Below are 25,199 nucleotides of genomic sequence, written 5' to 3'. Positions count from 1 at the left end.
ATCATCTCTTTTTTTGATGATATGAAAAAAAGAACCTCCATTGAGATTCTTTTATCAAAAAATATAATTATTTAAATTAGATATCCATATCTTTTTGAGCAGCTGTAACAATAGCCATCTTGTAGATTTCATCTGAAGTACATCCACGAGATAAGTCATTGATTGGAGCGTTCAATCCTTGTAAGATTGGTCCTACTGCTTCATATCCACCTAAACGAGCGGCAATTTTATATCCAATGTTTCCACTTGATAAGTTAGGGAAGATAAATGTATTTGCGTGTCCAGCAACTTTTGATTCTGGTGCTTTTAATTTAGCAACTTCTTCACTTACTGCACAGTCAAATTGCATTTCTCCATCGATATCGAAGTCAGCAATACGACGTAAACGATCACTTGCTTCAGTCATCTTAGCAACGCAGTCACCTTTTGCGCTACCCATTGTTGAGTATGATAATAATGCAACTTTTGGTTCTACACCAAATTGACGAGCAGATTTAGCTGTTTGCATTGTGATTTCTACTAAATCGTCTGTGTTAGGGTTGATGTTAATTGAGCAGTCACCCATGATCAATTGAGATTCGTCTTTAATTAAAATGAAGCAAGAAGAAACTAATTGGTTTCCTGGAGCTGTTTTTACTAATTGTAATGCTGGACGTACAGTATCTGCTGTAGAATATGTAGCACCACCTAATAATCCATCAGCATATCCCATTTGAACTAACATAGTTCCAAAATAGTTTGTGCTCTTCAATGCTTTACGAACTTTTTCTTCGTCCATTTTACCACGACGCAATTCAACCATTTTACGAACCATTTCATCCATATGTTCGAAGTTATTTGGATCGATTTGTTCGATTCCTTCAACATTTAAACTATTCTTTTGTGCACAACCAGCAATTTCTTCTGGAGTTCCTAATAATACTGGGCAAACGATATCATTGTTTTTCAAATCAATAGCTGCCTTTTGTACACGTGGATCCCATCCTTCAGTGAATACGATACGTACTCCCTTTCCTTGGACCTTTTTTTCTAATTCATCAATAATCATAACTTTAACTACCTCTTTTCTATCAAAGTATAGTCCAAAAATGCTTTATTTACCACAAAAACAATGTGAACTTTTTCTCATAGTTTATTTGTAAAATACGTACACTAAAAATAACATTCTGTTCGCCATTCATAAACATAGTATACTGATTGTAAATATTTTACATACAAATGTAAATTAATGTAAATTTAGCTTGCAATTTTCATTGTAAAGTTTTACACTAGTGACATCACAAGAAGGGATAGGTGCAAATTATGAAAACAAGTCACTATTTAAAAAAGGCCGGTGCCGTATGTATGGCAGCTGCAATGATGACTGGTTGTGCTAGCGGATCATCTGGTGCAAGCGGTAAAACATTGACAGTAGGTTTAAGTACAGGTTTCAATGGAATTTTCTCTCCATTGTATTATCAAACTGTATATGATGATTACGTTATTGAAATGGTTTATCAAAGTATGTTGAGCTATGATCGCGATAATCAATTACAACCAGAACTAGCTACTGAAAAACCAACAGTAAGTGAAGATGGTTCTACATTAACATTCAAATTGAAAAAAGGAGTTAAATTCTCTGATGGTTCTAAATTGGATGCAGACGATGTTGTATTAACATTTACAGCTATGGCTGACCCAAGCTATACTGGTCGTTTCTCAACATATGTTGATTACTTAGAAGGTTATAAAGAATATCACGATGGAGATGCCGAAACTCTAAGTGGTGTTGAAAAAATCGATGATTATACAGTTGCTTTCCACTTAGCAACACCAAGAATCGATGCAATCAGTCAGGTTGGTACATTCCCAATCATCTCTAATTCACAATTCAAGAAATACAAAAAAGGTGATACAAAGATGTTTGAAGACAAAGCCAGCGAACCAATTGGCTCTGGACCATATGTATTGAAGAATTTCCAAAAAGATTCAGCTGCAACATTTGTAAAGAATGAAGAATTTAAAGCTAAAGATGGTGAATACCAAATCGATAACGTTGTAATAAAGATTTGTGATACTTCAACAGAACTTCAGGAACTTCAAAAAGGAACTGTTGATTTATTACCACAAGCTGATAATGCCGATAAAGTTGGTACTGCAAGCTTAGACAAGAACTTAACTTACAACACTTATGGATCGAGCTCAATGCAATACTTTATTTACAACTGCGCTGCTGGAGCCACTGCAGATCCTGCTGTACGTCAAGCATTAACTTATGCGATTGACCGTCAAGCATTTGTTGATAGCTACTACTCATTCTCTAAAGGAAGCAAGGATGTTAAGAAGACTCAACCTGGTTTCGTTCCAGTATTAATGGCTAACCCAATTTCATCACAATTAGGTGATATCATTACTGGTAAAGAAAAAGATGACAAAATGACTTACTATGACTATGACATCGAAAAAGCTAAACAAATCTTAGATGATGCTGGTTGGACTGTAGGAAGTGATGGAATCCGTGAAAAAGATGGACAAAAATTAACTGTTCGTTTGGTTTCTACAAAAGGTAAAGACCAATTAGATACTATGCTTCCAATGCTAGAAAAAGCTTGGGGCGATGAATTAGGCGTTGACTTCAAGACAAACTTAAGTGAATTCAACACAATGCTTGCGACTGTTCAAGGTGATGATACTGTTAATGAATGGGAAGTATCTTACATGGGATGGCAATTTGGTTCAGGTGATGACACTGGTATCAACCTATTATGCCAAACTGGTCAAACAGATAACTCAGCTCGTTTATCAGATCCTGATTTAGATGCATTATTAGATACTGCATTACATACAACGGATCAAGCTGCAAGTACTGCTGCTTATAAAGAAGCTTACGAAAAAATTTCTGTTTTATGTCCATATGTAGCAATCAATGGTTTAAGTTACTATGATCTATACAACAAAAAGATCAAAAACTTAGATACAGCTCCATTGTATGACTTCGTTAAAGCATTAGACAAAGCTACAATCGAATAACAATTAAAGAGATCTGTTGACAGATCTCTTTTTAATACATATAATTCAACTACATACAGAGTAAAAATATGTGCGTTAAGTGTCTTTAACACGGGGAGTTGGTTAAGGAACGAAAAGTTATTCTTGCGGTACATATTTTGCATCCCGCTGTTGTGATCGAAAAAATTAAAGACTTTCTTTTTTTGTATCGCAATATGGAAAAAAGGAGGTCTTTTTATATATGAATAAATACTTTGTAATGTTAAAAGAAAATGCACGTTCCCTAAAAAATGTGCGCGTTATTGTTGGTGTGGCATTATTTTTTGCCCTAAATGTCATTCTTAACTTGTTTGGATCCATTCAAATCACAAACCAGTTAAAACTAGGCTTTGCTTCTATTGCAACGGCTGCTAGCTGCTTACTTTATGGACCTATTCCAAACTTAGTGCTTGCACCACTTTTAGACTTAGTTAATTACATGGTCAAACCTGTGGGTGCTTACTATCCAATCTTTATGATTTCAACTATGGCAAGTGCATGTATTTTCTCAGCATACTTCTATAACTGTGAGAAGATCACTTGGATTCGCGTTATCTTATGTCGTATTACATATGATGTCGTTGTTAGTTTGTTCTTAAACACACTATTTACATCTATGTTATGGGGAACTCCATTCTTAGTGATTGCGGGTCCTAAATTAATCAAAAACTTAATTTCACTGCCTTTCCAAGTTGTTATTTTGTATTTAGTCATGAAAACTTGTATTCAATTAAAGCCAAAGGTGAACCGTTAATCGGTCCACCTTTTTTACTGTAATTTAAACATTTCTTTTTTAGCTCCACAAACCGGACATACATAATCATCTGGTTCACTTTCAAAATCATCCCCATCATATACATATCCACAAACGCTGCATACCCACTTTTTTTCTTCTCTATAAGTAGGTGCTTTTGCCGGTGCACTTTGTTTTAATACATTATGATAATACACATAGGTCATTGGTTTACCAGAATCACCTTTCTTAGCATCAACGACTTTTGCCAAGAATACAAAGTGTGTTCCTGCATCCATCTGACTTTGTACTTCACACATCATGTACCCTAATGCACCATCTACAACAGGCAATTCTGTAAATAAATGATGATTCAAATTTTTCCACTTATCTTTATCTTTTCCTGTCTGAAAGCCTAAGTCTGTAATGACTTGTGAATCTATTGTTTCAGGCAAAATTGACAAAGAGAAGCATTTACTTTTTTCAATTAATGAACAAGTATAATTATCTTTGTTCATACTCAAGGCAATTAGCGGTCCTATCGTGGAAACCTGAAATACAGTATTCACAATACATCCGCATTCGCGCATGCCATCTTTTACACCCACGGCATACATACCATAAGAAAGATCATACAAAACTGTGTTGTCCATAAGAACACCTCCCTTGTTACTATTATTGTAGCAAGTTTGTCAGTTATATACCAGATAACTATTATCTTTCTTCAACACGCTTCTGTAATTTACTCATTGTCTGCTTCAAATTTTTCATTTCTTCTACAGACACATCATAAAATAATGTTTTATTAATTTTTCCAATCTCTTCATCTATGATTTTCAAAACAGGTTTGCACTCATCTGTTAGTTGTAAATGATGTATTCGAGTATCTTTGTCATCTTCACAAGTACAAATAAGTCCCTTTTTCTCCAAAGAATCAACACTTCTAGAAATCAAAGTCTTTGAAACTCCCAACACGACTTTTAATTCTGTACTCGTTGTAATGGTTGGATTATTCTTTAAAACAATCAAAATAGAAATCTCATTTGGTGAAAAATTAAATTCTTGAAAACTATCTTTTATTTTTTTGGCATAATAGTCCCTCATTTGATTGGATATACGCAAAAACTCCTCAATTTTGACGTACTCTCATCATTAAAATGACGAAATTCTCTTTCTCACATCGCGAGAAATGGAGCATCGCAAAGCTTTCATCATGGTTCTAGACCTTGCATATAGTCTTTGCATAGCTCTTGTTTTTCGAGCATTTCCAATCCATGCGGACTGTACTCTGTATACTCATACTGCATCCAGCAGGGCTTACGCCTTAGACCTGACTGGATGAGAGATTCTTTATGCTAGAATCCAAAGCATGATTTCATTGTGTGTTCACATTTTTTCATATTTAGAATCAATGTATCCTGCATCTTTACAAAATGTGGAAAGTCAAGATGACAGGCTTTAAAATCTGGTGCAGTCAATGTATCGTCAGTATGACAAAGTAGAAAAGCAGAATACAAATCTCTTTGTACTTTATGTCCTTCAATCGTTTTAAATCTTTCACTTAAAGTAGGTTTAATATACTCACCTGTATCATGGTGAAGCTGAGAAGCGCGATATTGATGAATATCAATTTCGTAGTATGGTATTCCATACTGTGTTGCCTTTGTTTTTAAATCGGCCTGCATAAGACCTGGAGAACGGTTCTTGATAGAGCGCCCATAACGTTTCTTACGTTTGTATTTACGCACCATTTTCAAAGAGCCGTCTTTTTGTTGAACTGCCGTTGCCTCATCTTTACGCTCTGTCTTTTTTGATTTCTTTTGAAGAGATTTAAAGTTCATTGGTTCAAGGATCAGTTCACTCGTGTTTTTCAAGAGCTTGTTGATGAAGGTATGGTGTGAAGTCTTAACGTAAGCAGATTGTTTTCGATAGAGAACTCGAACCTGACGTTTTAAACGTCTACATCGTCTTGTAGTTTTCCATGTATGTTTTCCCTTTTTAACTGTACCATTTTCATTATAGTTATCTGGATTATGCTTTCGCATAGATGCATCTATCAGATTCTGCTTATGACTAATCTCTTTTTCATAATTTACAGAATCTGGAGCTAGTTCTTCCAGATGGACCTCGTTGTTTGAGGCTGCAGCAATCGTAGAGGTTCCAAAGTCAATACCTGTACGATGTCCACCATCTTCTGACAACGTGATTCGTTTTGGTGCATCACCTCGAAGTGTGATCACTACATAATATTTGAATCCACTGTTGAATTCGATCCTCTTTAAAAATGAATAAACAACATCTTCTTTTAAATCAACAGATGAAATGATGTTCTGGATATATTCATCTTTTGGAACACGCACTTTAAAATAGTGCTTCATAAAGCAAATGGTATCCCATCTTGAAAAACGTACACCTGTTGCAGCACATTTTTGTTTGATACAATCAAAACTATTATATCTTCGATAATGAAGATGACGACCATCCTCAAAAAGAACTTTTTCCACTCCCTTATATACAGCTTCAGCTTCTGCCTGTGCCTGATGAGAGTTGATATAGTTCTTGTATTTCTTTTGTTCTTTGGATACAAACTTACACAAAGAAGTCTTCGTAAGATTATACTCTTTTTGTTTAATACACATGATATTTGACAACTCTTTTTTCTTCTTTTTTTCAGAAGCTGACAGTTCAGATGCTTTCTTTTTAGAAAATTCAGCTTCACCATAAGCTTTGCGTGCACCCATATATTCTTTATCATGAAATAAAGCATTCAAACGATTAGTAGCATAACGAACTATTTGATTATGCATCTGATTCGCATAGAAAAAAGACTTCGACAAAAAACGTTTCTCAGATCCACTTAGTTCCAATTGAAAGCGTACTGTATACATATCGAAGTCTCCTTTTTTTGCGATGTATTCTACGAATATATTATATCATGGTTCACGTATAGAAACAGCTGAAAACCAGTTACATACGTCATTCATCTCATGACTAAAGTCACGAGCGTTCTGACTTCAACAGTAAACATAATATCGCTCCAGTTCCAATGGACAATTGTAAGCGCTAAAATGAAGCGTGTCAAACATTGCACCACTTTTCTAATACTTCTCCTACATAATAAAGAGAACCACATAATAAGCTGTCTTCTTTTGTATCTAAAAGTCTTGAAATCAACTCATCCACTGTTATAATTGGATACCCTAATTTTTCAAGTGGATATAGACGAGCACTTGATATTTCTACCAATGTAATGTCTTCACTGATGGATTGAAGTAGTTCAATCATATGCGGTGCATCCTTCTCTTTTAATACCGAAAAATAAATCTTTCCTGTAAAATTCTTCAAAGAATGTGTCAACGCTGTTATTCCATGTACATTGTGTGCTCCATCTAATAAAACCAATGGATCTTTTCTAAGAACCATATATCGGCCTGCCCATCGAAAGTGATCAATGACTTCTTGTATTTCATTTTCTTCAAGCCAAATACCAAGCACATTCAACGTTTCTAATGCTAGAGATAAATTTTTAGCCTGATATAACGGTGGATTCAAATGAAATGTCATCCCATTCCATCTCAATACATCTGTTTCTTGACAATCAATAAAACATAGTGGCGTTTTCATATAATCTGCAACAAGTTCCATTACTTTTTGGCATTCCGGTTTATCTTCTGTTGTCAAAGCAGGAACATTTGGTTTAAATATACCTGATTTTTCATAAGCAATCTGTTCGAACGTATCCCCTAAATATTCCGTATGGTCAAGTCCTACATTAGTAATTAAGCAAGTTTTATAATCCAAAGCTGTTGTTGCATCTAAACGACCACCCATCCCAGCTTCAATAATGCAGTAATCGACTTTTTGTTCGATAAAATAGGCCAGTGACATCCATAGATCCATTTCAAACATAGTCATCTTATGTAACGAGAATAATTCTTCATATTGATCATAGATTCTTTCCCAATCAGCTAAAGAAATACATGTATCATTTACACGAATTCTTTCTGTATGATGAATCAAATGTGGAGATGTAAAAACTCCCACTTTATATCCTTTTTTCATCAACAAATCTCTTAGCCAAATTGAAGTACTACCCTTTCCATTTGTACCTGCTACCTGAATCTTTTTTATAGCTATGTGACTTGGCAACGCTTCTGTTAACCATTGTCTAAATACTAATAGGTCGTGATTTTTTCCACGACAATTTTCCATTTTATTAATTTTCTCTTGTACATTCATGATATTATTATATCACTAAAGAAAGAAGTGAATCACATGATTATGCATAATGACTGGGATCAATTGTTTGATCAAGAAATACAAAAAGATTATTTACTAAACTTACGCTATTTTTTAGCTGAGGAATATAAGACAAAAAACATTTATCCTGCAAAAGAAAATATTTTTGCGGCTTTTAAAACAACTTCATTAAAAGATACAAAAGTAGTTATTTTAGGACAAGATCCATATCATGGTCCAGGACAAGCTCAAGGATATTCTTTTAGTGTTCCCAGCAATTTCCCATTGCCACCATCTTTACAAAATATGTATAAAGAACTAGAAAACGAATATGGAGTACCTGTCCATCGCACAGGCGATTTAACCGATTGGGCTAAACAAGGAGTTCTATTAATGAATACTATCCTTACAGTTGAAGAGCATAAGCCTTTGTCTCATCAAAATATGGGATGGCAAAATTTTACAAATGAAGCTTTAAGATGGATCAATGAAAAGGATGGTCCTGTTGTATTTTTATTATGGGGATCTAAGGCCATTCAATCTAAAAAATTGCTGACAAACCCAAAACATTTAATTCTTACAAGCCCACATCCAAGTCCTCTAAGCGCTTATCGTGGTTTCTTTGGAAATAATCATTTTAAGCTTGCGAATGAATATCTAGTTAAAAACAATGAAACGCCTATCCAATGGATATAGGCGTTTTTTTAACATCGAATCTAAAGCTATTGTAATATTCCTCAATCATATTTTCTTGATATCCAACTCTGTTTTCATTTTCATAAATACATTTCCCAATCTGAATCAATGTCTCATCTTTTAAAGCATCCATCATATGCATTCTTTGATTGGTTGCCTGCTCTTTTGATTTAGAAATATCGTAATATTTTTCATCGTAACACCAAAGTCTGACATTGGGATATCTTTGTTTAATCTTATCGGCTATCAATAATCCTTCTGGATCCATATCTCCACTGTAATAAGTCTCAACATTCGAACTCACCAATATGTCTAAAAGAAGATAAGCTGAATAATTCAATTGTCCATTCGTACATACTAAGCCAATCTTTTCGATTTTTTCTTTCTTTATCATTTTCAGCAAGACTTGAAACACAGCTGGATTTTCTACAACATAAACTCTATCACAACATACAATATTGCGAATATGTAACAAATTATCCATATTCACATTTAAAGCTTCGTACGAATCATAAAATCCTGTCCAACCTAAATGTGGTTGACAGTTTTCATTCAATGCTTGGAGTCTTGCGATACTACAATAATTACTAATACCATCTTGATAGAGTCCTGCACGATATAGAATTTCATTTTGTTCTAAATTTGTTTTAGGAAAATCTACTTTTAGAAAATAAACAATTCCATGCATCAATAAATAATAGGCAAAGGTATTCTTATCAAAAGCATGTGGATTTTTTGTATGTAAGCTAGCAAAAATAGATATATTTTCTTTTTTGTCTTGCCACATTGGCAATTGATTTAAAGCCTTCATCACAACATGTACTGTATTTACACATTTTTGTTCATTTTCTTTTGAAGCTTGCACAATACGAACATAGACAGAATCATGGTCGGTATATATATGATGAATCCACTGTTGGCTTTTTCCTTCTTGTTCTAAAAGATGTTTAAATATATTTTGAATTCGCATCTGTTCTTGTTCTTGTCGATTTTTATTTGTCAAAATATCATGATTAAAGTACATTTTTAACACTTCGTTAAAATCACAATTCTCATATTTGGTATTTGATATTGCCTTTTGAAGTTGTTGAAAAGTAATATGTGCACAATCAACACCATAGTAATCTTTTCCCAATAAACCGCTTATACATGCGCGATTTGTTTCATCTAATACTAAATTAATACTTCCTTTGCAAGTGCCATATTTTTCATATTGCTTTTTCCACAGTTGCATAAATTCAGAAAATTCATTGTCATATAAATATTGGCAAAATTCTTCATTCATCATGCACCAACCAACCTTTTAACATGACCATCCCATTCATATCGTATCGTAGTTACATATTTAGCATCATTTTGACGATATAATTCATAGATTGCCAAGGCATCTACATTTGGATAATCGCCCCATAACACTTGAGAATTCATAATATAATCAAAGCCAAATTTTTTAATCAATCCAAACATGGAATCAATGTTTTTAGAATCCACTCCCGCAAATGCTTCATCCAATGCGATAATTAAAGGTGCATCATCACTGGCATAGGCAAATTTTGCAGCTACAGCCGAAAATAAAGGAACATACATAGCCATGGCCTTTTCACCACCGCTAAATACATAAAAACGATTGTTCGTCAGCTCTTTGCGTTTTTCATTTCCTATTTCATACATGATTGTAAAATCAAACCACGAACGATAATCCAATAAGTCTTTCATTGCTTGATGAAAACTCAAATTTGAATTTGGGTCTTCTGCATTTCTTCTAGCACATTTAATTTTAGAGCGGAAATGATTGGATAAGGCTTGAAAATCTGATTCTTTTAACAACTGCAAATCTTTTTCTAATAAGCGAACTAATGATTCTGAACTTAGTTCATCTTCATTTTCTGCTTTTTTCGATTTCCATTGTAATCCAAGTTTTAAAGTACTACTTGTATTCATTTCTTTCATATACTTATTCATAGTTTCAATCCATCGTTTACTGCTTCGAATATGAACTCGTATTTTACTTGAAATCGTATTCACTAATACATCTTCAATTAAATGTCGATCTTGACTGCTTACCAGTTCAGATTGTTTTTCAATGTCTATCTCAAGTTGTTTTAATAACGTTGTGAAATCAATTTGTTTTCCTTTATATCGAGCTTTGATATCCAAACGTGTCATTGTATCTTCTTGATCATCAAATAATGTAATGAAATGAAGATTATAATCTTGCAAGAAACCTCGGTTCATAAAAAATACACTTTGAAGATCATTTCCTAATGTATCTTTGTTTTTTAAATTGGGATATAAATTCACAATATGTTTATGAATGGATACAGGATTCTTTTCTTCAATGGAAACATATCCTAAATCCAATTCAGATTCATAATACTTATTATAACTTTCTGCTTTTGTATTTTGCATCTCTATTGAAGAAGTATTTTCTAAGATATCCTTTTCGCATTGTTCTTTAATATTTTGCCATCTTCCATCTTCTTGATATAGATTTGAAACAACTTTTGGAATTTCATCCAAACGATTCATAATCTTTGACATTCGTTCCTTAATTTTTTCATATCCCATCTCATTCAATTGTGCTTCTTTTACTGAAATCAATTGTTGTAGCTTATGAAGTTGAAACTCCAATTGTTTCTTCTCATAACGAATAGAGTCTAAATCTATTCTCAAATCTTCCAATTGTGATTCTAGAGATATAAATAAATCTATATTCACAACATACTTTTCATGTATAGATTCCATTTGAACAAGTTCATCTTTATATTCAATAAATAAATCTTTTCTTAATCTAAAGACATCTTCTGTGTTAGAAACCCCTAATTTTTCAGAAATATTCGTTATTTCTTTATTTAAATTTTGAATACATATTTGATATTGATTTCTTTGTTCAATATATTTTTTAATTTGTTCTATGGAATGTTCTTGCTTTAAAAGCATTCGATTTACATCCAATAAACTTGAATCTAAATCTGATTTTTTAGGATATCCTGTGTATTCTTTTTCCAAAGTTTTCACTTTATCCTGTTCAATTTTCAGACTACTCTCTAATTCTTGAATACCTTCCTTTTTTATATTTATATCTTCTTGCAGTTTTTCTAGTTGGCTTTTTCGATAAGCCTCTCTAGAAGCTTTACCGATAAAAATAGATTTTCTTGTTTGACTAATTACACTACAAATATTTCCTATTTCAAAACCATTGTCAAAGAATTTTACAGAACCTTCATGCAATCCAAAAGTATCGCATAGAGAAATATAATCAATTTTAGAATGTAGAATATAAACTTCTAGTTCTTCTATTTTGTTATGTGTAAACAAGAATGATTCTTTCATACCTTTTGGTAAATTAAAAATCTCTTCTTGATACATATCAGGAATAATCAAAGCCGTCATTAAACCACTGCTTAACAATTGTTCTTCTATCGTATTTTTTTCATCTTGATTTAAAGAATCATCAAAATCCAATAAAGTATACATAGGGATGAATGGAATTTTCTTTTCCTCTAGGTATTGTCTTGCCTCTTCTTGTTCTTTGGCAATATCTGGTTGAGGATCTTTTAAACAATTCCAATATTCATATTGTTCTTGAATCTTTTGCAGTTCCTTCGTTAATTGTTTAATTTCAATAGATAATTTTGAAATCGTCTCCGTTTGATTTTTTAAATACCAAATATAACGATTGTGAATATCTTGATCAATTTCATAATATCTTTCTGTATTTCCATAATCCGATATAATTTCAAAAAACTTTTTCATTGTCGATGCATCCATTTTTAAAATTTGATTGGAATCATTCCAAGCTAAAAATTTTTCATGATATTCTTCTTTTAACAAGCGAAATTGCTCTTGATATGCTTTTAATTCAGTTTCAATTTGTTCTAAGAGACTTTGTTCTTTTTCATAATCATCTTGTACATGATTTAATAATACTTTTTGATTATTGATTTTTTGAAACAAATCCAACCCTTGATTTAATACATTCAATTCTTTTTCAATTTTCGATTTTGTATAATTAAAATCATAAGCATGATTTAGATTCATTAAAAAATCTCGTTTTAAAGCTATATGCTCATCAAACTGCATATTTTCATTCAATTGATCTAATTGTTTGAAGTTTTTATGAATCTCATATTCTAAGGAATCATTATAATCTTTTTGCTTATCATACTTTAATTTACATGAAACATATGCATTATCTTTATTTGATTCTTGTTGCGACTTGTTCTTTAGAGCTTTTTCTTGTTGTGTCAAATCTTCTTTATACCGTTGTACATCACTAGCTAATTGAAGCAGATCTTGTTTGACCAAACCACTATATTCTTCTTCAAGTACGGATTTTTCGACATTTATATCGTCTAACTGTTTTTTGATTTCAAGAATCATTTCACTTGCGTGATTCTTTTGCTCATAAAAACCTTTCTGTTTCTTCGTTAATTCATCCAATTTATTTTTTTGTTCTATATACTGTAAACTTTTCTTATCTAATAAAGCATAATTATATTGTTCATATACATTTTGAATTGATTTAGCTGCCTGTTGACTTTGTTTTAATACTTCTAAACGATTTTGGACTTCATCCATATTGGATAATGCTTCTGTTAAAGGGCGTAAATCATCTTCACTTAAGGGTTGTAAAGATTCTGACAATAATTCATTGATTATTGTTGGCTTTAATGAGTTGCTTAATTTTGGAGAACGTAATTTAACTAACAAGTTGATACTTTCTTTATAATCATCTAGTGTTGGAAATTGAAAAAGAGCTTGATTCACTCGAGCCATATATTCTCGTTGTGTTTCAATAAATTGATGTTGAATTCGATTTTTTAAGCTTTGTTTCGATATTGCTAAATTATGCTCCATCAGCTGAATATCTTTACCAATGCGTTGATTATCTTCGATCACAAAATACCAAGTATCTAAAGGCTTGTTCTTTCGCGCTCTCATTCCCATACCAATTGTTTTATAAATATCGGAATCTTCTCTTTTGAATTCTAAATATAAATATGCAATTCGCTCATCTCGAGTTGAATTTTCATCAATTAAATAGGTTTCCATCTTTCGAGCTTTGGTACCAAACGCATCTAAACGTTCACTATTCTTATTTCCATCTAATAAAATAGGAATAAAACTTTGCATCGTAACCGATTTTCCACTTCCGTTGCTTCCTCTTAGGAGAATATGACCATTTTTAAAATAAAATTCTTCATTGGTATAATACCAAAAATCAATTAGGCCCATACGGTGCATATGCCATTTACTTGTTAACATTTCTTTTCACCTCAACATCAAATCCACCACCAATTTTTCCACAAATCGGATTGATTTTAATTCTATTTTCTTCTTCATCCACAAATCCATAATTTTTCATTGTATCTAACACGTTTTCACTCACTAAAGATTCACCCATATCTTGATATTTTTTAGGAAGAAACGCTAAATTGTCTTTAATCCATTTACGCATCCATTTTAATAAAAGTTCCTTTTCTATATAGGTGATTTCTTCCTCACTTACTTTTAACATTCCGTTCTTTATTTTTTTAGTAATTTGTTGCATACAAACTAAAACTAAATCTGAAATTGTATTTCGACTTGGAAAAATTGTTCCTACATTACAATCTTCATCCAGGACAATATAGCTACTTGAAACATGTAAATGTAAATCGCATGGCATAATACTTTGAAAATCCTTTTCGATTTGACGATAATAATGTCGAACATACACAAAATCCTCATCATTTTTATCTGTTCTATAGATGCCTGGTGACAACAACAATCGCCTATACACTCTTTGTCTTCTTACGACACCTCGATCTTCTTCCATAGAAAACCACTCTGATTTTTTTATATCTTCCAATGAATGAATATCCATTATATCATGGGCAAAATTACGTATTACATATCGAGAATATCCTGTATTTTCATATAAAGCTTCGGTATCCTTGTTCTTGATAAAACCTTCTTCAGTTCCATCATCCAGTTCAATAATATGGATAGATAGACAGTATTTTAATACACGCACTAATTGTCTTCGAGTATTAAAGTGTGTCCAATCAATCACTCCTTCTTGAAATTGCATTTGAATATATTCTGTTAATGAAGATAATACAAATTGTTCTTCGCGTTCTTTTGATTCCAAAAACAACAATACAAAACAAAACATCTGATATTCTTGAATAGATTGAAATTCTTGGATTCCCATCCATTCTTCAACATATCCTGGTATTTTTTCTAATTTAATTAGATACGGCGTAAGAATAATCATATAGCCAAACTTTTCTTGTACAAATTTACGAATTTCTTTTACCGAATCTCTGACTCTGTTATATAGTTCTGGATCTTCTTTTCGTAGAATCCATTTGCGTTTTAATAATTCTTGTAATGCATCCATGTCGGCTACCTCTTAAAACAAATACGATAACTAGGCATCACAAAAATTCCGTCTTCGCATTTGACTTCTATTGTTTTTAAATTAGAATCATCGATATAAAAATCGCGGCCATCATCTGTTTTTGCAGTCTTACTAATATCATTCAATCCTTTAGATAACCATGATAATAATATTTTTCTAGATTCACCATCTAATATATCTATTTTTTCAAAATCAACCACTCCATCTTGAATATAACTCTTTAATTTTTCGTTTTGCGCTTGTTTATGTTCTAATATTTCTAATCGTTGTTGCTCTTTTTCTAAATTATAATCTTGAGCTGGTTGTCTTTTTGTCTTTACTGTAGCTACTCGAGTTCTAGGTTCTAATGCGTAATATGTTATTTCTTCTTCATATACACCACTATCAATAGAATCTGTATTCCGATTATGAATGGCTTGCATATGTAGTGGTTTATCCACGCCAAAAAACAAGGCACTCATTTTATGGGCTTGACTTAAATCTTGACATTTACCAAATAAATCTGAAATATGTTTGTATTCTTCAGCTCGATTGGCACCTTGATTTTGTAATTCTCCAATTTGTTGGGCATAACGCGTGATTTTACGGATGATTTCATTCGTTATATCAGACATGCGATTTACTTCGCTAATTCCATTTTTTCCCACAAACCAACTGTATATACTGTCCCATCTCGCCATAAAATTGTCATATATGTCTTGTTTTTGAATTTTATCATCCATTCTTGGAATAGACATTTCATAATTCACAGCTTTTTCAATCAAAATAACAATGGTTTCGAATGGTATATTTTGAATATAATCCTCTAAGATCATTGCGTGTTCTTGTAAGCCTTTGACAAAATTTCTTAAATAAGAAATGATCTTTTCTTTAAATAATAAGAATGACTCTGTTTTCATCATTTCCTCTGCTTTTGCACTATTTAAAGTTCGAATATAATCTTGATAATTTTGGTTTAAACGAATAAAATCTGCATTTAAATCTTTCCACCACGTATGAATTTCTTCTATACTCGCATCTTGTAAAGTTTCAATACGTATAATTTGACTTTGAATTCTTTCAAGTAAAGTAGGCTCAAGAGATGCTCCTTCAACTTGTAAATTTTCTAGTTTTAAAGTCATTCGCTCAATTTCAATAGTATATTCAGATAATTGATAACGATATTTTCTGTTTTTAAACTCCTCAATTGACGTTACCTTAGATGTATCTTGAATCGCAATCAAATTTTTCCACTCCGTTAATGAAGATAGATCCGATTGACATTGATCTAGCGTATAATTTGGGAAAAGTCCTGTTTGAATCATAGCCTCAAATACATCTTCTTTATATAGCCAATATTGAATTTTCTCATATTGCTCATAAAAATATCGAATAATAACTCGATATCGATCTACATTTTCAGCTCGTAAATAATTGACTTCCGTAATTGGTTTTGTTAGTTTTTCATTGATTTTCATATTTAAATTTTACTACACTTTTATACAAACAAAAAGGAATTGAATGATTTCACTCACTCAATTCCTATTGCTCTTTCATTTCATTAAATACTTGTAAAGCTAGACATCCAAGTCCGGTATGAATTCCTACAGCACTTACTAAATCGATGACTTTGACTTTTGCACCTTCGATTTGATTTTCAATCTTTTGCGCATATTCTTTTGCAGCTTCTAACGCATCTACGTGTGCAACAATAAATGTATAACTCGAATCCACATTTAATTCTTTTAAATGCTTGATAACACGATCTTGAGCACGTGTCATTGTACGCACTTTATCTAATACATCCACTTTTCCGTTTGTACTTTTTCCAATATGCAAAATAGGTTTGATTTTTAACAAGCCTCCTAATGCAGCTGCCATTGGTGTCAATCGACCACCACGTTTCATATGATCTAAATCATCGCACAACAAGACTGTTTCACAACTATCTGCAATGCTTTGTAGTTTTTTAATAATTTCGTCAATTGAAACATTTGCTTCATACATTTTTTTAGCTGTCTCAATCATACATCCTTGTTCAACAGCCGTACAATAACAATCAACGCCTACAAATTTCATTTCTAATTGATTCGCAATCATTTCCATAGAATCCAATGTTCCGGATAATCCTCGACAAATAGGAACCGCAAAAATTGTGTCGTATCCTTCGTTTTTTAATTCTTCAAAACAATCTTGAATTTTACCTAAACTAGGTAAGGATGTTTTCAACACTTTTTTCTCATGTAATTTTTGAATCACCTCTGGATATGTGATTTCCACATACTCATCTTTTGATTCATCATCACAAGTAATTTGTAGAGGTAAACAATAAATTCCTTTTTCTTTCCAATAGTCTGGATGCTGGCCTGTTCCGGTATCCGTCACAAATGCAATCTTCATAACTAGACCCCTTTCACTTTTTTCACAAATTGAATTCCTACAGCACCTAATCCTGTATGAACCGCAATAACGGCATACATTGGATCGGTATGAATTTGAATATCTTCGCCAAACACATCGTGTAGCTCATCAATCACCAATTGTGTACCTTCTTGATTTTCTCCGTTTAAAACATAAAATTCATAATCTTGTGCATTCGCATCTTTTGAAATCACTTTAACAGCTTTTTTAATAGCTTTAGACATTGTACGTACTTTATCAAAAACATCTACCTTACCTTCCGTATTTTTAGATACTTCCAAGATTGGTTTAATTTTCAACATTCCTGCAAGCTTAGCTGCCATTGGAGTTAATCGTCCACCCTTAGCTAGATGATCTAAATCTTCTGGGATTAAAAAACCGCGTGAATGATCTACACTGTCTTTTAAACGTGAAATAATTTCCTCTGGGTGTATTTCTTGTTCAACTAGTTTTTGTGCGGATAACACCAAGTACTTTTCCACACCTAAAGTTGTATATATATCTAATGTATGAATTTTAACTCCATGCCATTTTCCTGATGCCTGAATGGCCTGGTTTGTTCCTGACAATCCATTTGATAAAGTTATCAAAATAACATCTGTAATACCATTGTTTTTATATGATTCTAATAAAGCCTCAATATCACCCAATGGTGGCATGCTTGTTTGAGGCATAAAGCCTCTTTCTAAGAATGAATTCAATTCTTCTACTGTTAAATTCACCCCATCTAAATATGTTTTATCTTCTATTTGAACCTGTAAAGGTAAAAAATCAATTCCTAACGTTTGTGCTTCTTGTTTGGTTAATCCACAACCACTTTCTGTCAATACTCGAACCTTCATTAAAACCCTCCATTTTTTGAAATCATCCTAATCCTAACATGAAATATTAATTTTCTCAAATGTCTGATATAATTAGTTTGAGGTGATTTGTATGAGCGCTTTCATTTCTTTTGAAAATGTGAAAAAGACTTATCATATGGGCGAAATCGACATACATGCATTAGATGATGTGAGTTTTGAAATACAACAAGGTGAATTTGTGATTATCGCAGGAGCCAGTGGTGCTGGTAAAAGTACTATTCTAAATCTTCTAGGTGGAATGGATACTGTTAGTGAAGGAAGAATCCTTGTAGACGGTCATGAAATCAGTTCTTATAAAGAAAAAGATATGACACTTTATAGAAGATATGATGTTGGATTTGTTTTTCAATTTTATAATCTAGTTCAAAATCTTACGCTTCGCGAAAATGTTGAACTTGCAACACAAATTTGTAAGAAACCACTTGATATAGATGAAACCATAGAACTTGTTGGACTAAAAGATAGAATGTCCAACTTCCCTAGCCAGCTTTCTGGTGGTGAGCAACAGCGTGTCGCAATCGCAAGAGCACTAGCTAAAAACCCAAAGCTTTTACTTTGTGATGAACCTACAGGTGCTTTGGATTACCAAACTGGTAAGCAAGTTCTTAAGGTTTTACAAGATACGTGTAGAACACAAAATAAAACTGTCATAGTTATTACCCACAACTTAGCATTAACACCAATGGGAGATAAGGTCATTAAGGTTCGTAGTGGAAAAATTGAAAGTATTACATGTAATGAACATCCTATGGATGTCAATGACATAGAGTATTGATATGCCTTCTTCTTATTTAAAGGATATTTTCCGTGAAATTAAAATCTCCCTCGGTCGTTTTCTATCTATCCTTTGTATTGTCGCAATTGGTGTGGCATTCTTTGCCGGCATTAAAGCGAGTGCTCCAGATATGAAAAACAGTGCCGATATGTATTTTGATAAATATAATGTTCAAGATATACAAATCTATTCATCGTTGGGACTTACCAAAAAAGATGTAAAGGCCATTAAAAAATTAAAAGGTGTCAAATCCGTACAGCCAAACTTTTCAATGGATACATTGTCTCAGATTGATTCAACACAAATGGTTATTAAAGTCATTTCTTATGAGATTGATCAAAAAATGAATAAAATCCGTGTAGTCGAAGGAAGAATGCCTGAAAGAGAAAATGAGTGTTTGGTTGAGGCTAGCTCTGCTACAAATAAATTATATGGTACTTTCCATATTGGAGATACAATCAAATTACAGAGTGGTACAGATGAAGCTTTATCTAAGTCCTTGAAAAACACAAAATATAAAATTGTTGGTACTTGTTATAACCCAAATTACTTATCTTATGAGAAAGGATCCAGTAATATTGGTTCAGGGACGGTAAACTCTTTTATATATGTACAAAATTCAAATGTATTAAAAGATTATTATACAGAAGTTGATGTTTGTGTTAAGGGTGCAAAAGAATTGGATTGCTATAGCGATGAATATTTTGATATTGTTGATCCAGTACTTAAAAGAATCAAGAAAATCGCAAATAAACAAATCGATGCACGCATTCAGTCTTATCAATCTAAATTAGATGAAAAAAAACAGGAAGCAACCAATGAATTGAATGATGCTGAAAACAAATTGAATGATGCACAAAACAAGATTGATTCGGGTCTAGCAGAGATTCAAAATAATGAAATTAAACTTCAAAATTCTAAAAATCAAATTGAGCAAGGGTGGAATGAATATTATGCAAATGTGCAACTGCTAGATAATATTCCTACTCTACAAAATGCGATTGCTCAGATTGAAGAAAGTGAACAAAAACTTCCTGAGTTATTATCTCAAAAAGAACAAGCTGAAAATGGTTTGAATCAAATTAATGCAGCAATGGATGATCTGAATACACAGCGTAAAATGATTCAGGATTCTATTGATTTGATAGACATCGCAATTGAAAAGGCTCAAAATACGCCGAGTACAGATGAATCGTCTGAAGCTATTAAAATCAAGGTGATTGAAAACCTGAACAATGGAAAAATATATCTACAAGGAAAGATTGCTGAAATTGATAATACCATCGCCAAAAAAGCGGAGTTAGAAGCGGCTATACCGCAACTACAATCTGCAATTGACCAAATTCAAGCCGGTGTCGCAAAAAAAGCGGAATTACAATCTCAGTTAAATCAGTTATTGAATGCAAAAGATCAATTAAATAGTGCTTATGTAAATCTAGTAAATGGTGAATCGCAATATGAGGATGGCGTATCCAAAATTGAAGATGCTAAAAATGAAATAAATTCAAACATTGAAAAGTTAGCGCTATCTAAAGCTGAGTTCAATGTTCGAAAGCATGACGCTTTAAGAGAAATAAACGAGGCTCAAGAAGAAATTGATAAAATGGAGGGAAAATGGATTGTTTTAGATCGTGACTCTCACTATTCTTATCGTGATTACGGTGCTTGTGCGGATCGTATGGATGGTATTGCGAAAGTATTCCCTGTATTCTTCTTCTTAGTAGCTGCTTTAGTTTGCATGACAACCATGACAAGAATGGTAGATGAACAAAGAAATGAAATGGGAACTTTAAAAGCTCTTGGTTATTCAAAAAGTCAAATTGCATTTAAGTATATAATCTATGCATTTAGTGCGAGTGTTTTAGGATCTATATTGGGATGTTCTTTAGGAATGTTCTTATTTCCAACTGTCATCTTTAATGCATGGAATACTTTATATAACATTGAAAAGATTCAATTTCTATTCCAGCCTGGTCTTATCATATTAGCTAGCGGCTCTGTAACTGGTATTACTTTACTAGCTACACTCTATTCAATTTATAGTGAATTAATAGAAATGCCTAGTCAGTTAATGCGTCCTAAGGCTGCAAAAGCTGGCAAAAAAATTCTATTAGAAAAAATTCCATTTATATGGAAACATTTGTCTTTCTTACAGAAGGTAACCGCAAGAAATATTTTCCGTTATAAAAAGAGATTCTTCATGACAATCATTGGTATTGCAGGATGCTCTGCATTATTGGTTGCTGGTTTTGGTATTAACGATAGCATTTCGGATATTGTAAATCAACAATATAATGTTATCTATCACTATGATGCCACAATTTCAGCCAAATCAAGTGACATGACATCTCAAATACATTCTTTAAAGGGTGTTAAGGATGTATTTGAAGAAGATCATCTTGCCGTAACTACAAAGATCGACAATAAAGATATTTCTACTACGGTTCATATTATTTCAAATGATGATAAGTTCAAAGATTTCTGTACACTATTTAATGGCAACAAAGAATTTAATCTTGACGACTCGTCAGTATTGATATCTCAGAAGATGGCTACAAAGCTAAATAAAAAAGCTGGAGATACGATCACATTTAAAGATGCCAATGATAAAGTTATTAAAGCAAAAATCAAAGGTGTATTTACAAATTATGTTGGGCATCATATATACGCAAGTGAATCGTTATACAAGAGTTGGAACACTAAGGCAAAGACTTCACATACTTATTTAATTAAATCTAAAAAAACAACCAAAAAATTTGAACGTGATTTAGGAAACAAAATCATGAATATAGATGGTGTGCAAAGCGTTACTTTCTATTCATCTCTACAAAAAAACTTCAAAGATATGATTAGTAGTATTTCTTATATTGTTGTTGTTCTTGTTATTTCAGCAGCATGTCTTGCGTTTGTAGTATTATATAATCTAAGCAATGTGAATATTTCCGAAAGAAAACGTGAAATTGCGACAATTAAAGTTCTTGGTTTTACAAGAAAAGAAGTTGATGCGTATATTAATCGTGAAACCATTCTACTAACGATTCTAGGTTCTCTAATTGGTTTAATCATTGGTATTGGTTTACATCACTTAATTATGAACTTAGCTGAAATGGATGATATTATGTTTGGTAGAACAATCAATTCAATATCTTATGTAATTAGTTTTGTGATGACAATTGGTTTCAATGCGATAATCAATTTGTGTATGCATAAAAAATTAAATAACATTCAAATGGTTGAATCATTAAAGGCTGTGGAATGATCCATAGCCTTTTTTTGCGTATTAAAAAAGCCCTCAATAGAGGGCTATAGAAACTAGATTTGAGCAATACGCATCATATTTGTGTTACCTGATCCTACTGGATATCCAGCAACAACAATGATGTGATCTCCTGTTTTAAATCCAGCTTGTAATGCTAGATTACGAGCTAAATCAATATCATTTTCTTTTGTATTTTGAATGTTTGAAACAACTGGAGTTACACCATTAACTGGTAATAAGCTACGTTGTGTTACTTCGTCAAATGTAACACCTAAAATAGGAGCACAAGGGCGGAATTTAGCTAAACGACGAACTGTATTTCCACTTTGTGTAAATGCAATAATACATTTAATATCAATTGCCAATGCAGTATCGGCTACTGAAATACCAATTGCATCATTTAAAGTACGTTTACTTGATTTAACGTTAGCTTTTAAACGATCTTTATAAGGAATCATTGGTTCAATAGCGTTCGCAATCTTAGTCATTGTTTGAACACATTCAACTGGGTAATGACCTGCAGCTGATTCACCAGATAACATGATACAATCTGTTCCATCCATAATAGCGTTAGCTACGTCACTTGCTTCTGCACGTGTTGGACGAGGATTTTCCTGCATAGATTCTAACATGTGTGTTGCAGTGATAGCAGGTTTACCAACTTCGTTTGCAACCGCAATCATACGTTTTTGATAAATAGGTACTAATTCTAAACTTACGTCTACACCTAAATCTCCACGAGCAACCATTACTCCATCTGCAACCTCTAAGATTTCGCGAATGTTATCAAAACCTTCCTGGTTTTCAATTTTAGGGAAAATTTGAATCATATCTTTATTTTCATCAATTAAAATTTGACGAATTGCTAATACATCATCTTTACGACGTGTAAAACTTGCTGCGATATAGTCAACATCCATTTTACATCCAAAACGAATGTCTGCTTCATCTTTTTCAGAAATAAATGGCATACTTAATTTAATGCCTGGTAAGTTACATCCTTTACGACTTTTTAAGAAGTGAGGGTTGTTTACAATACCATGGATACGATCAGGAGTTACTTCTGTAAAAGTAACTTTCATTTTACCATCATCCATTAAAATGTAATCACCAGCTTGTACGTCATTGAATACTTCTGGACAACGTAATGTGAATCTTTCGTGGTTTCCTAAAACTTCTTCTTTAACTAAATCAATTTCGTCACCTTCAGCAAATTCACATCCACCATTTTCAAAATCACCTAAACGAATTTCAGGACCTTTAGTATCTAATAAAATACCAATAGGTTTTCCTGTTTCTTTACTAACCTCACGAATACGTTTAACACGTTCTGCATGTTCTTCATAGTCTCCATGAGAGAAATTTAAACGTGCAATGTTCATTCCAGCTTCAACAAGTTTTGTTAAAACTTCTTTGCTCTCACTAGCTGGACCAATAGTACAAATAATTTTTGTTTTTTTGCTCATATGTATATCCTTCCTTCTAATATATCCTAAACCAAACGATCAAATAAATTCATTAGTGGTTTACGAGATTCTTGTGGCATGCTCAATGCTTCTTCAATTGGATAAGAAACAATCTTGTTATCACGAATTGAAATACATTGACCACCAATGCCTTGCATCAATAAATCTACGGCTTTTTCTCCCATTTGTGATGCTAACAAACGGTCAAACGGACATGGAGATCCTCCACGTTGAATATGGCCTAACACAGTTGCTCTTCCTGAAAAGCCCGTATTCAGACTAACCTTTTTTGCAAATTGATCTACATCAGTAATCTTTTCGCTAATTACAACAATCGCATGTTTTTTCTTCTTAATAATATCGATATCTCTTAAGCGATCTAAGACATCTTGTTCATCAAATCCTGTATCACTTGTTACTACAATTTCGGCTCCACAAGCAATACCTGACCATAAAGCTAAGTCTCCACAACGGTTTCCCATAACTTCAACAATAGAACAACGATGATGTGAATTAGAAGTATCTCTTAATTTATCGACACATTCAACTACAGTTTCTAATGCAGTTTGAAAACCAATCGTATAATCTGTACAAGTAATATCGTTATCGATTGTACCAGGTAATCCGATACAGTTAATGCCCATTTCAGTTAAAGATAGAGCACCACGATATGAACCGTCCCCACCAATAACAACAACAGCTTCAATACCTCTCTTCTTTAATTGAGCAATAGCTTTTTTTCTGACTTCGATGTCCTTGAACTCTGGTAAACGAGCTGAACCTAAAATAGTTCCTCCTCTATTTACGATATCTCCAACTGTTTCACGAGTTAATGGTTCAATATATCCTTCAACCATTCCCTTATATCCATTGTAAATACCAAATACTTCTAGACCACTATTTAATCCAACACGTGTTACCGCGCGTATTGCAGCATTCATTCCCGGTGAATCACCACCAGAAGTCAAAATACCAATTCTTTTAACCATAATATGTCCTCCATAGACTCATTATTAATCATCATAAATATACCACATAAATATTGTTTAAAAAAGAGTAAATTGACCTGAAAACGCTTTTAGGTAAAAAAGATTTATAACTTATTAAATGTTTGTGAAATATTTGACATTTTGTTAACAATTACTAAAAACATGTAATGTTATTTTAAGATATATCTAAATATTTGTGCGAAAAAAAAGCCAAGTCTAAGTAAATAAAGACTTGGCTTTTGAATATATAAGTATAAAAAAAGGATCCGGCAGCTAGCTATCTTCGCAGGGGCAAGCCCAACTATTGTCGCCGTGAAAGTGCTTAACTTCTGAGTTCGGGATG

18 protein-coding genes and 1 riboswitch are annotated in these 25,199 nt (G+C 32.7%); of the genes, 5 read left to right on the top strand and 13 right to left on the bottom strand.

What is annotated here, in order from left to right:
- Nucleotides 1-76: 76 nt before the first annotated feature.
- On the bottom strand, nt 77-1,048 hold the full coding sequence (pta, locus tag Q0F04_RS01785; RefSeq protein WP_295749483.1) for a phosphate acetyltransferase: 972 nt from the start codon (nt 1,046-1,048) through the stop codon (nt 77-79).
- Between the two features lie 254 nt (nt 1,049-1,302).
- On the opposite strand from pta, the gene Q0F04_RS01780 reads away from it, so the two are divergent.
- Both Q0F04_RS01780 and Q0F04_RS01775 read left to right on the top strand, forming a co-directional pair.
- Nucleotides 1,303-3,009, top strand: a complete 1,707-nt coding sequence (locus Q0F04_RS01780) for an ABC transporter substrate-binding protein (protein ID WP_295749478.1) — start codon at nt 1,303-1,305, stop codon at nt 3,007-3,009.
- A gap of 54 nt (nt 3,010-3,063) precedes the next feature.
- Nucleotides 3,064-3,161, top strand: a riboswitch (THF riboswitch).
- A gap of 68 nt (nt 3,162-3,229) precedes the next feature.
- A complete protein-coding gene (locus tag Q0F04_RS01775; RefSeq protein ID WP_295749475.1) occupies nt 3,230-3,781 on the top strand; it encodes a folate family ECF transporter S component in 552 nt (183 codons plus the stop codon).
- A 14-nt stretch (nt 3,782-3,795) separates the two neighbouring features.
- On the opposite strand, the gene Q0F04_RS01770 is transcribed toward Q0F04_RS01775, so the two are convergent.
- From Q0F04_RS01770 to Q0F04_RS01755, 4 genes are all read right to left on the bottom strand, one after another.
- Nucleotides 3,796-4,413: a flavin reductase gene (locus tag Q0F04_RS01770; protein WP_295749472.1), complete on the bottom strand. Its 618-nt coding sequence runs from the start codon at nt 4,411-4,413 to the stop codon at nt 3,796-3,798.
- A 61-nt stretch (nt 4,414-4,474) separates the two neighbouring features.
- A complete protein-coding gene (locus Q0F04_RS01765) occupies nt 4,475-4,864 on the bottom strand; it encodes a MarR family transcriptional regulator (RefSeq protein ID WP_295749469.1) in 390 nt (129 codons plus the stop codon).
- Nucleotides 4,865-5,115: 251 nt separating this feature from the next.
- Complete coding sequence (locus Q0F04_RS01760) at nt 5,116-6,648, bottom strand: hypothetical protein (protein WP_295749466.1); 1,533 nt, start codon at nt 6,646-6,648, stop codon at nt 5,116-5,118.
- A gap of 190 nt (nt 6,649-6,838) precedes the next feature.
- Nucleotides 6,839-7,999 carry a Mur ligase family protein gene (locus Q0F04_RS01755; RefSeq protein WP_295749464.1) on the bottom strand — a complete coding sequence of 387 codons (1,161 nt, stop codon included), beginning with the start codon at nt 7,997-7,999 and terminating at the stop codon, nt 6,839-6,841.
- 36 nt (nt 8,000-8,035) lie between these two features.
- On the opposite strand from Q0F04_RS01755, the gene Q0F04_RS01750 reads away from it, so the two are divergent.
- The gene (locus tag Q0F04_RS01750) at nt 8,036-8,695 is read left to right on the top strand and encodes a uracil-DNA glycosylase (RefSeq protein ID WP_295749461.1); all 660 of its coding nucleotides are present in this window, start codon (nt 8,036-8,038) and stop codon (nt 8,693-8,695) included.
- On the opposite strand, the gene Q0F04_RS01745 is transcribed toward Q0F04_RS01750, so the two are convergent.
- The 6 genes from Q0F04_RS01745 to Q0F04_RS01720 all read right to left on the bottom strand — a co-directional run bounded on the left by Q0F04_RS01745 (nt 8,679) and on the right by Q0F04_RS01720 (nt 18,346).
- Nucleotides 8,679-9,983, bottom strand: a complete 1,305-nt coding sequence (locus tag Q0F04_RS01745; protein WP_295749458.1) for a TIGR02679 domain-containing protein — start codon at nt 9,981-9,983, stop codon at nt 8,679-8,681. The two genes, Q0F04_RS01750 and Q0F04_RS01745, sit on opposite strands and share 17 nt — an antisense overlap.
- The gene (locus tag Q0F04_RS01740; protein WP_295749455.1) at nt 9,980-13,963 is read right to left on the bottom strand and encodes an SbcC/MukB-like Walker B domain-containing protein; all 3,984 of its coding nucleotides are present in this window, start codon (nt 13,961-13,963) and stop codon (nt 9,980-9,982) included. The genes Q0F04_RS01745 and Q0F04_RS01740 overlap by 4 nt, the downstream gene beginning before the upstream one ends.
- A complete protein-coding gene (locus Q0F04_RS01735; RefSeq protein ID WP_295749453.1) occupies nt 13,950-15,083 on the bottom strand; it encodes a TIGR02678 family protein in 1,134 nt (377 codons plus the stop codon). Before Q0F04_RS01735 ends, Q0F04_RS01740 begins: the two co-directional genes overlap by 14 nt.
- Nucleotides 15,084-15,088: 5 nt before the next feature.
- Entirely contained in the window at nt 15,089-16,561 is a 1,473-nt protein-coding gene (locus Q0F04_RS01730) for a TIGR02677 family protein (protein ID WP_295749450.1), read from the bottom strand.
- A gap of 64 nt (nt 16,562-16,625) precedes the next feature.
- Nucleotides 16,626-17,483, bottom strand: a complete 858-nt coding sequence (locus tag Q0F04_RS01725; RefSeq protein WP_295749447.1) for a DegV family protein — start codon at nt 17,481-17,483, stop codon at nt 16,626-16,628.
- A 2-nt stretch (nt 17,484-17,485) separates the two neighbouring features.
- On the bottom strand, nt 17,486-18,346 hold the full coding sequence (locus Q0F04_RS01720) for a DegV family protein (RefSeq protein ID WP_295749444.1): 861 nt from the start codon (nt 18,344-18,346) through the stop codon (nt 17,486-17,488).
- A gap of 91 nt (nt 18,347-18,437) precedes the next feature.
- Between Q0F04_RS01720 and Q0F04_RS01715 the strand changes: the two genes are divergently transcribed.
- Nucleotides 18,438-19,142, top strand: a complete 705-nt coding sequence (locus tag Q0F04_RS01715) for an ABC transporter ATP-binding protein (RefSeq protein ID WP_295749441.1) — start codon at nt 18,438-18,440, stop codon at nt 19,140-19,142.
- Between the two features lies 1 nt (nt 19,143).
- Entirely contained in the window at nt 19,144-22,401 is a 3,258-nt protein-coding gene (locus Q0F04_RS01710) for an FtsX-like permease family protein (RefSeq protein ID WP_295749438.1), read from the top strand.
- A 53-nt stretch (nt 22,402-22,454) separates the two neighbouring features.
- Here Q0F04_RS01710 and pyk read toward each other — a convergent pair whose 3' ends face one another.
- Nucleotides 22,455-23,873 (bottom strand): pyruvate kinase, encoded by a 1,419-nt coding sequence (gene pyk / locus Q0F04_RS01705; protein WP_295749562.1) that lies wholly within the window; start codon nt 23,871-23,873, stop codon nt 22,455-22,457.
- Between the two features lie 20 nt (nt 23,874-23,893).
- A complete protein-coding gene (pfkA, locus tag Q0F04_RS01700) occupies nt 23,894-24,856 on the bottom strand; it encodes a 6-phosphofructokinase (protein ID WP_295560691.1) in 963 nt (320 codons plus the stop codon).
- Between the last annotated feature and the right edge of the window lie 343 nt (nt 24,857-25,199).

Source organism: uncultured Holdemanella sp. (genome assembly GCF_934772795.1).
In the GTDB taxonomy this organism is placed as follows: domain Bacteria; phylum Bacillota_I; class Bacilli_A; order Erysipelotrichales; family Erysipelotrichaceae; genus Holdemanella.
The sequence above is the reverse complement of the archived record's forward strand: the minus strand, read 5'-3'. Positions and strand labels throughout refer to the sequence as shown.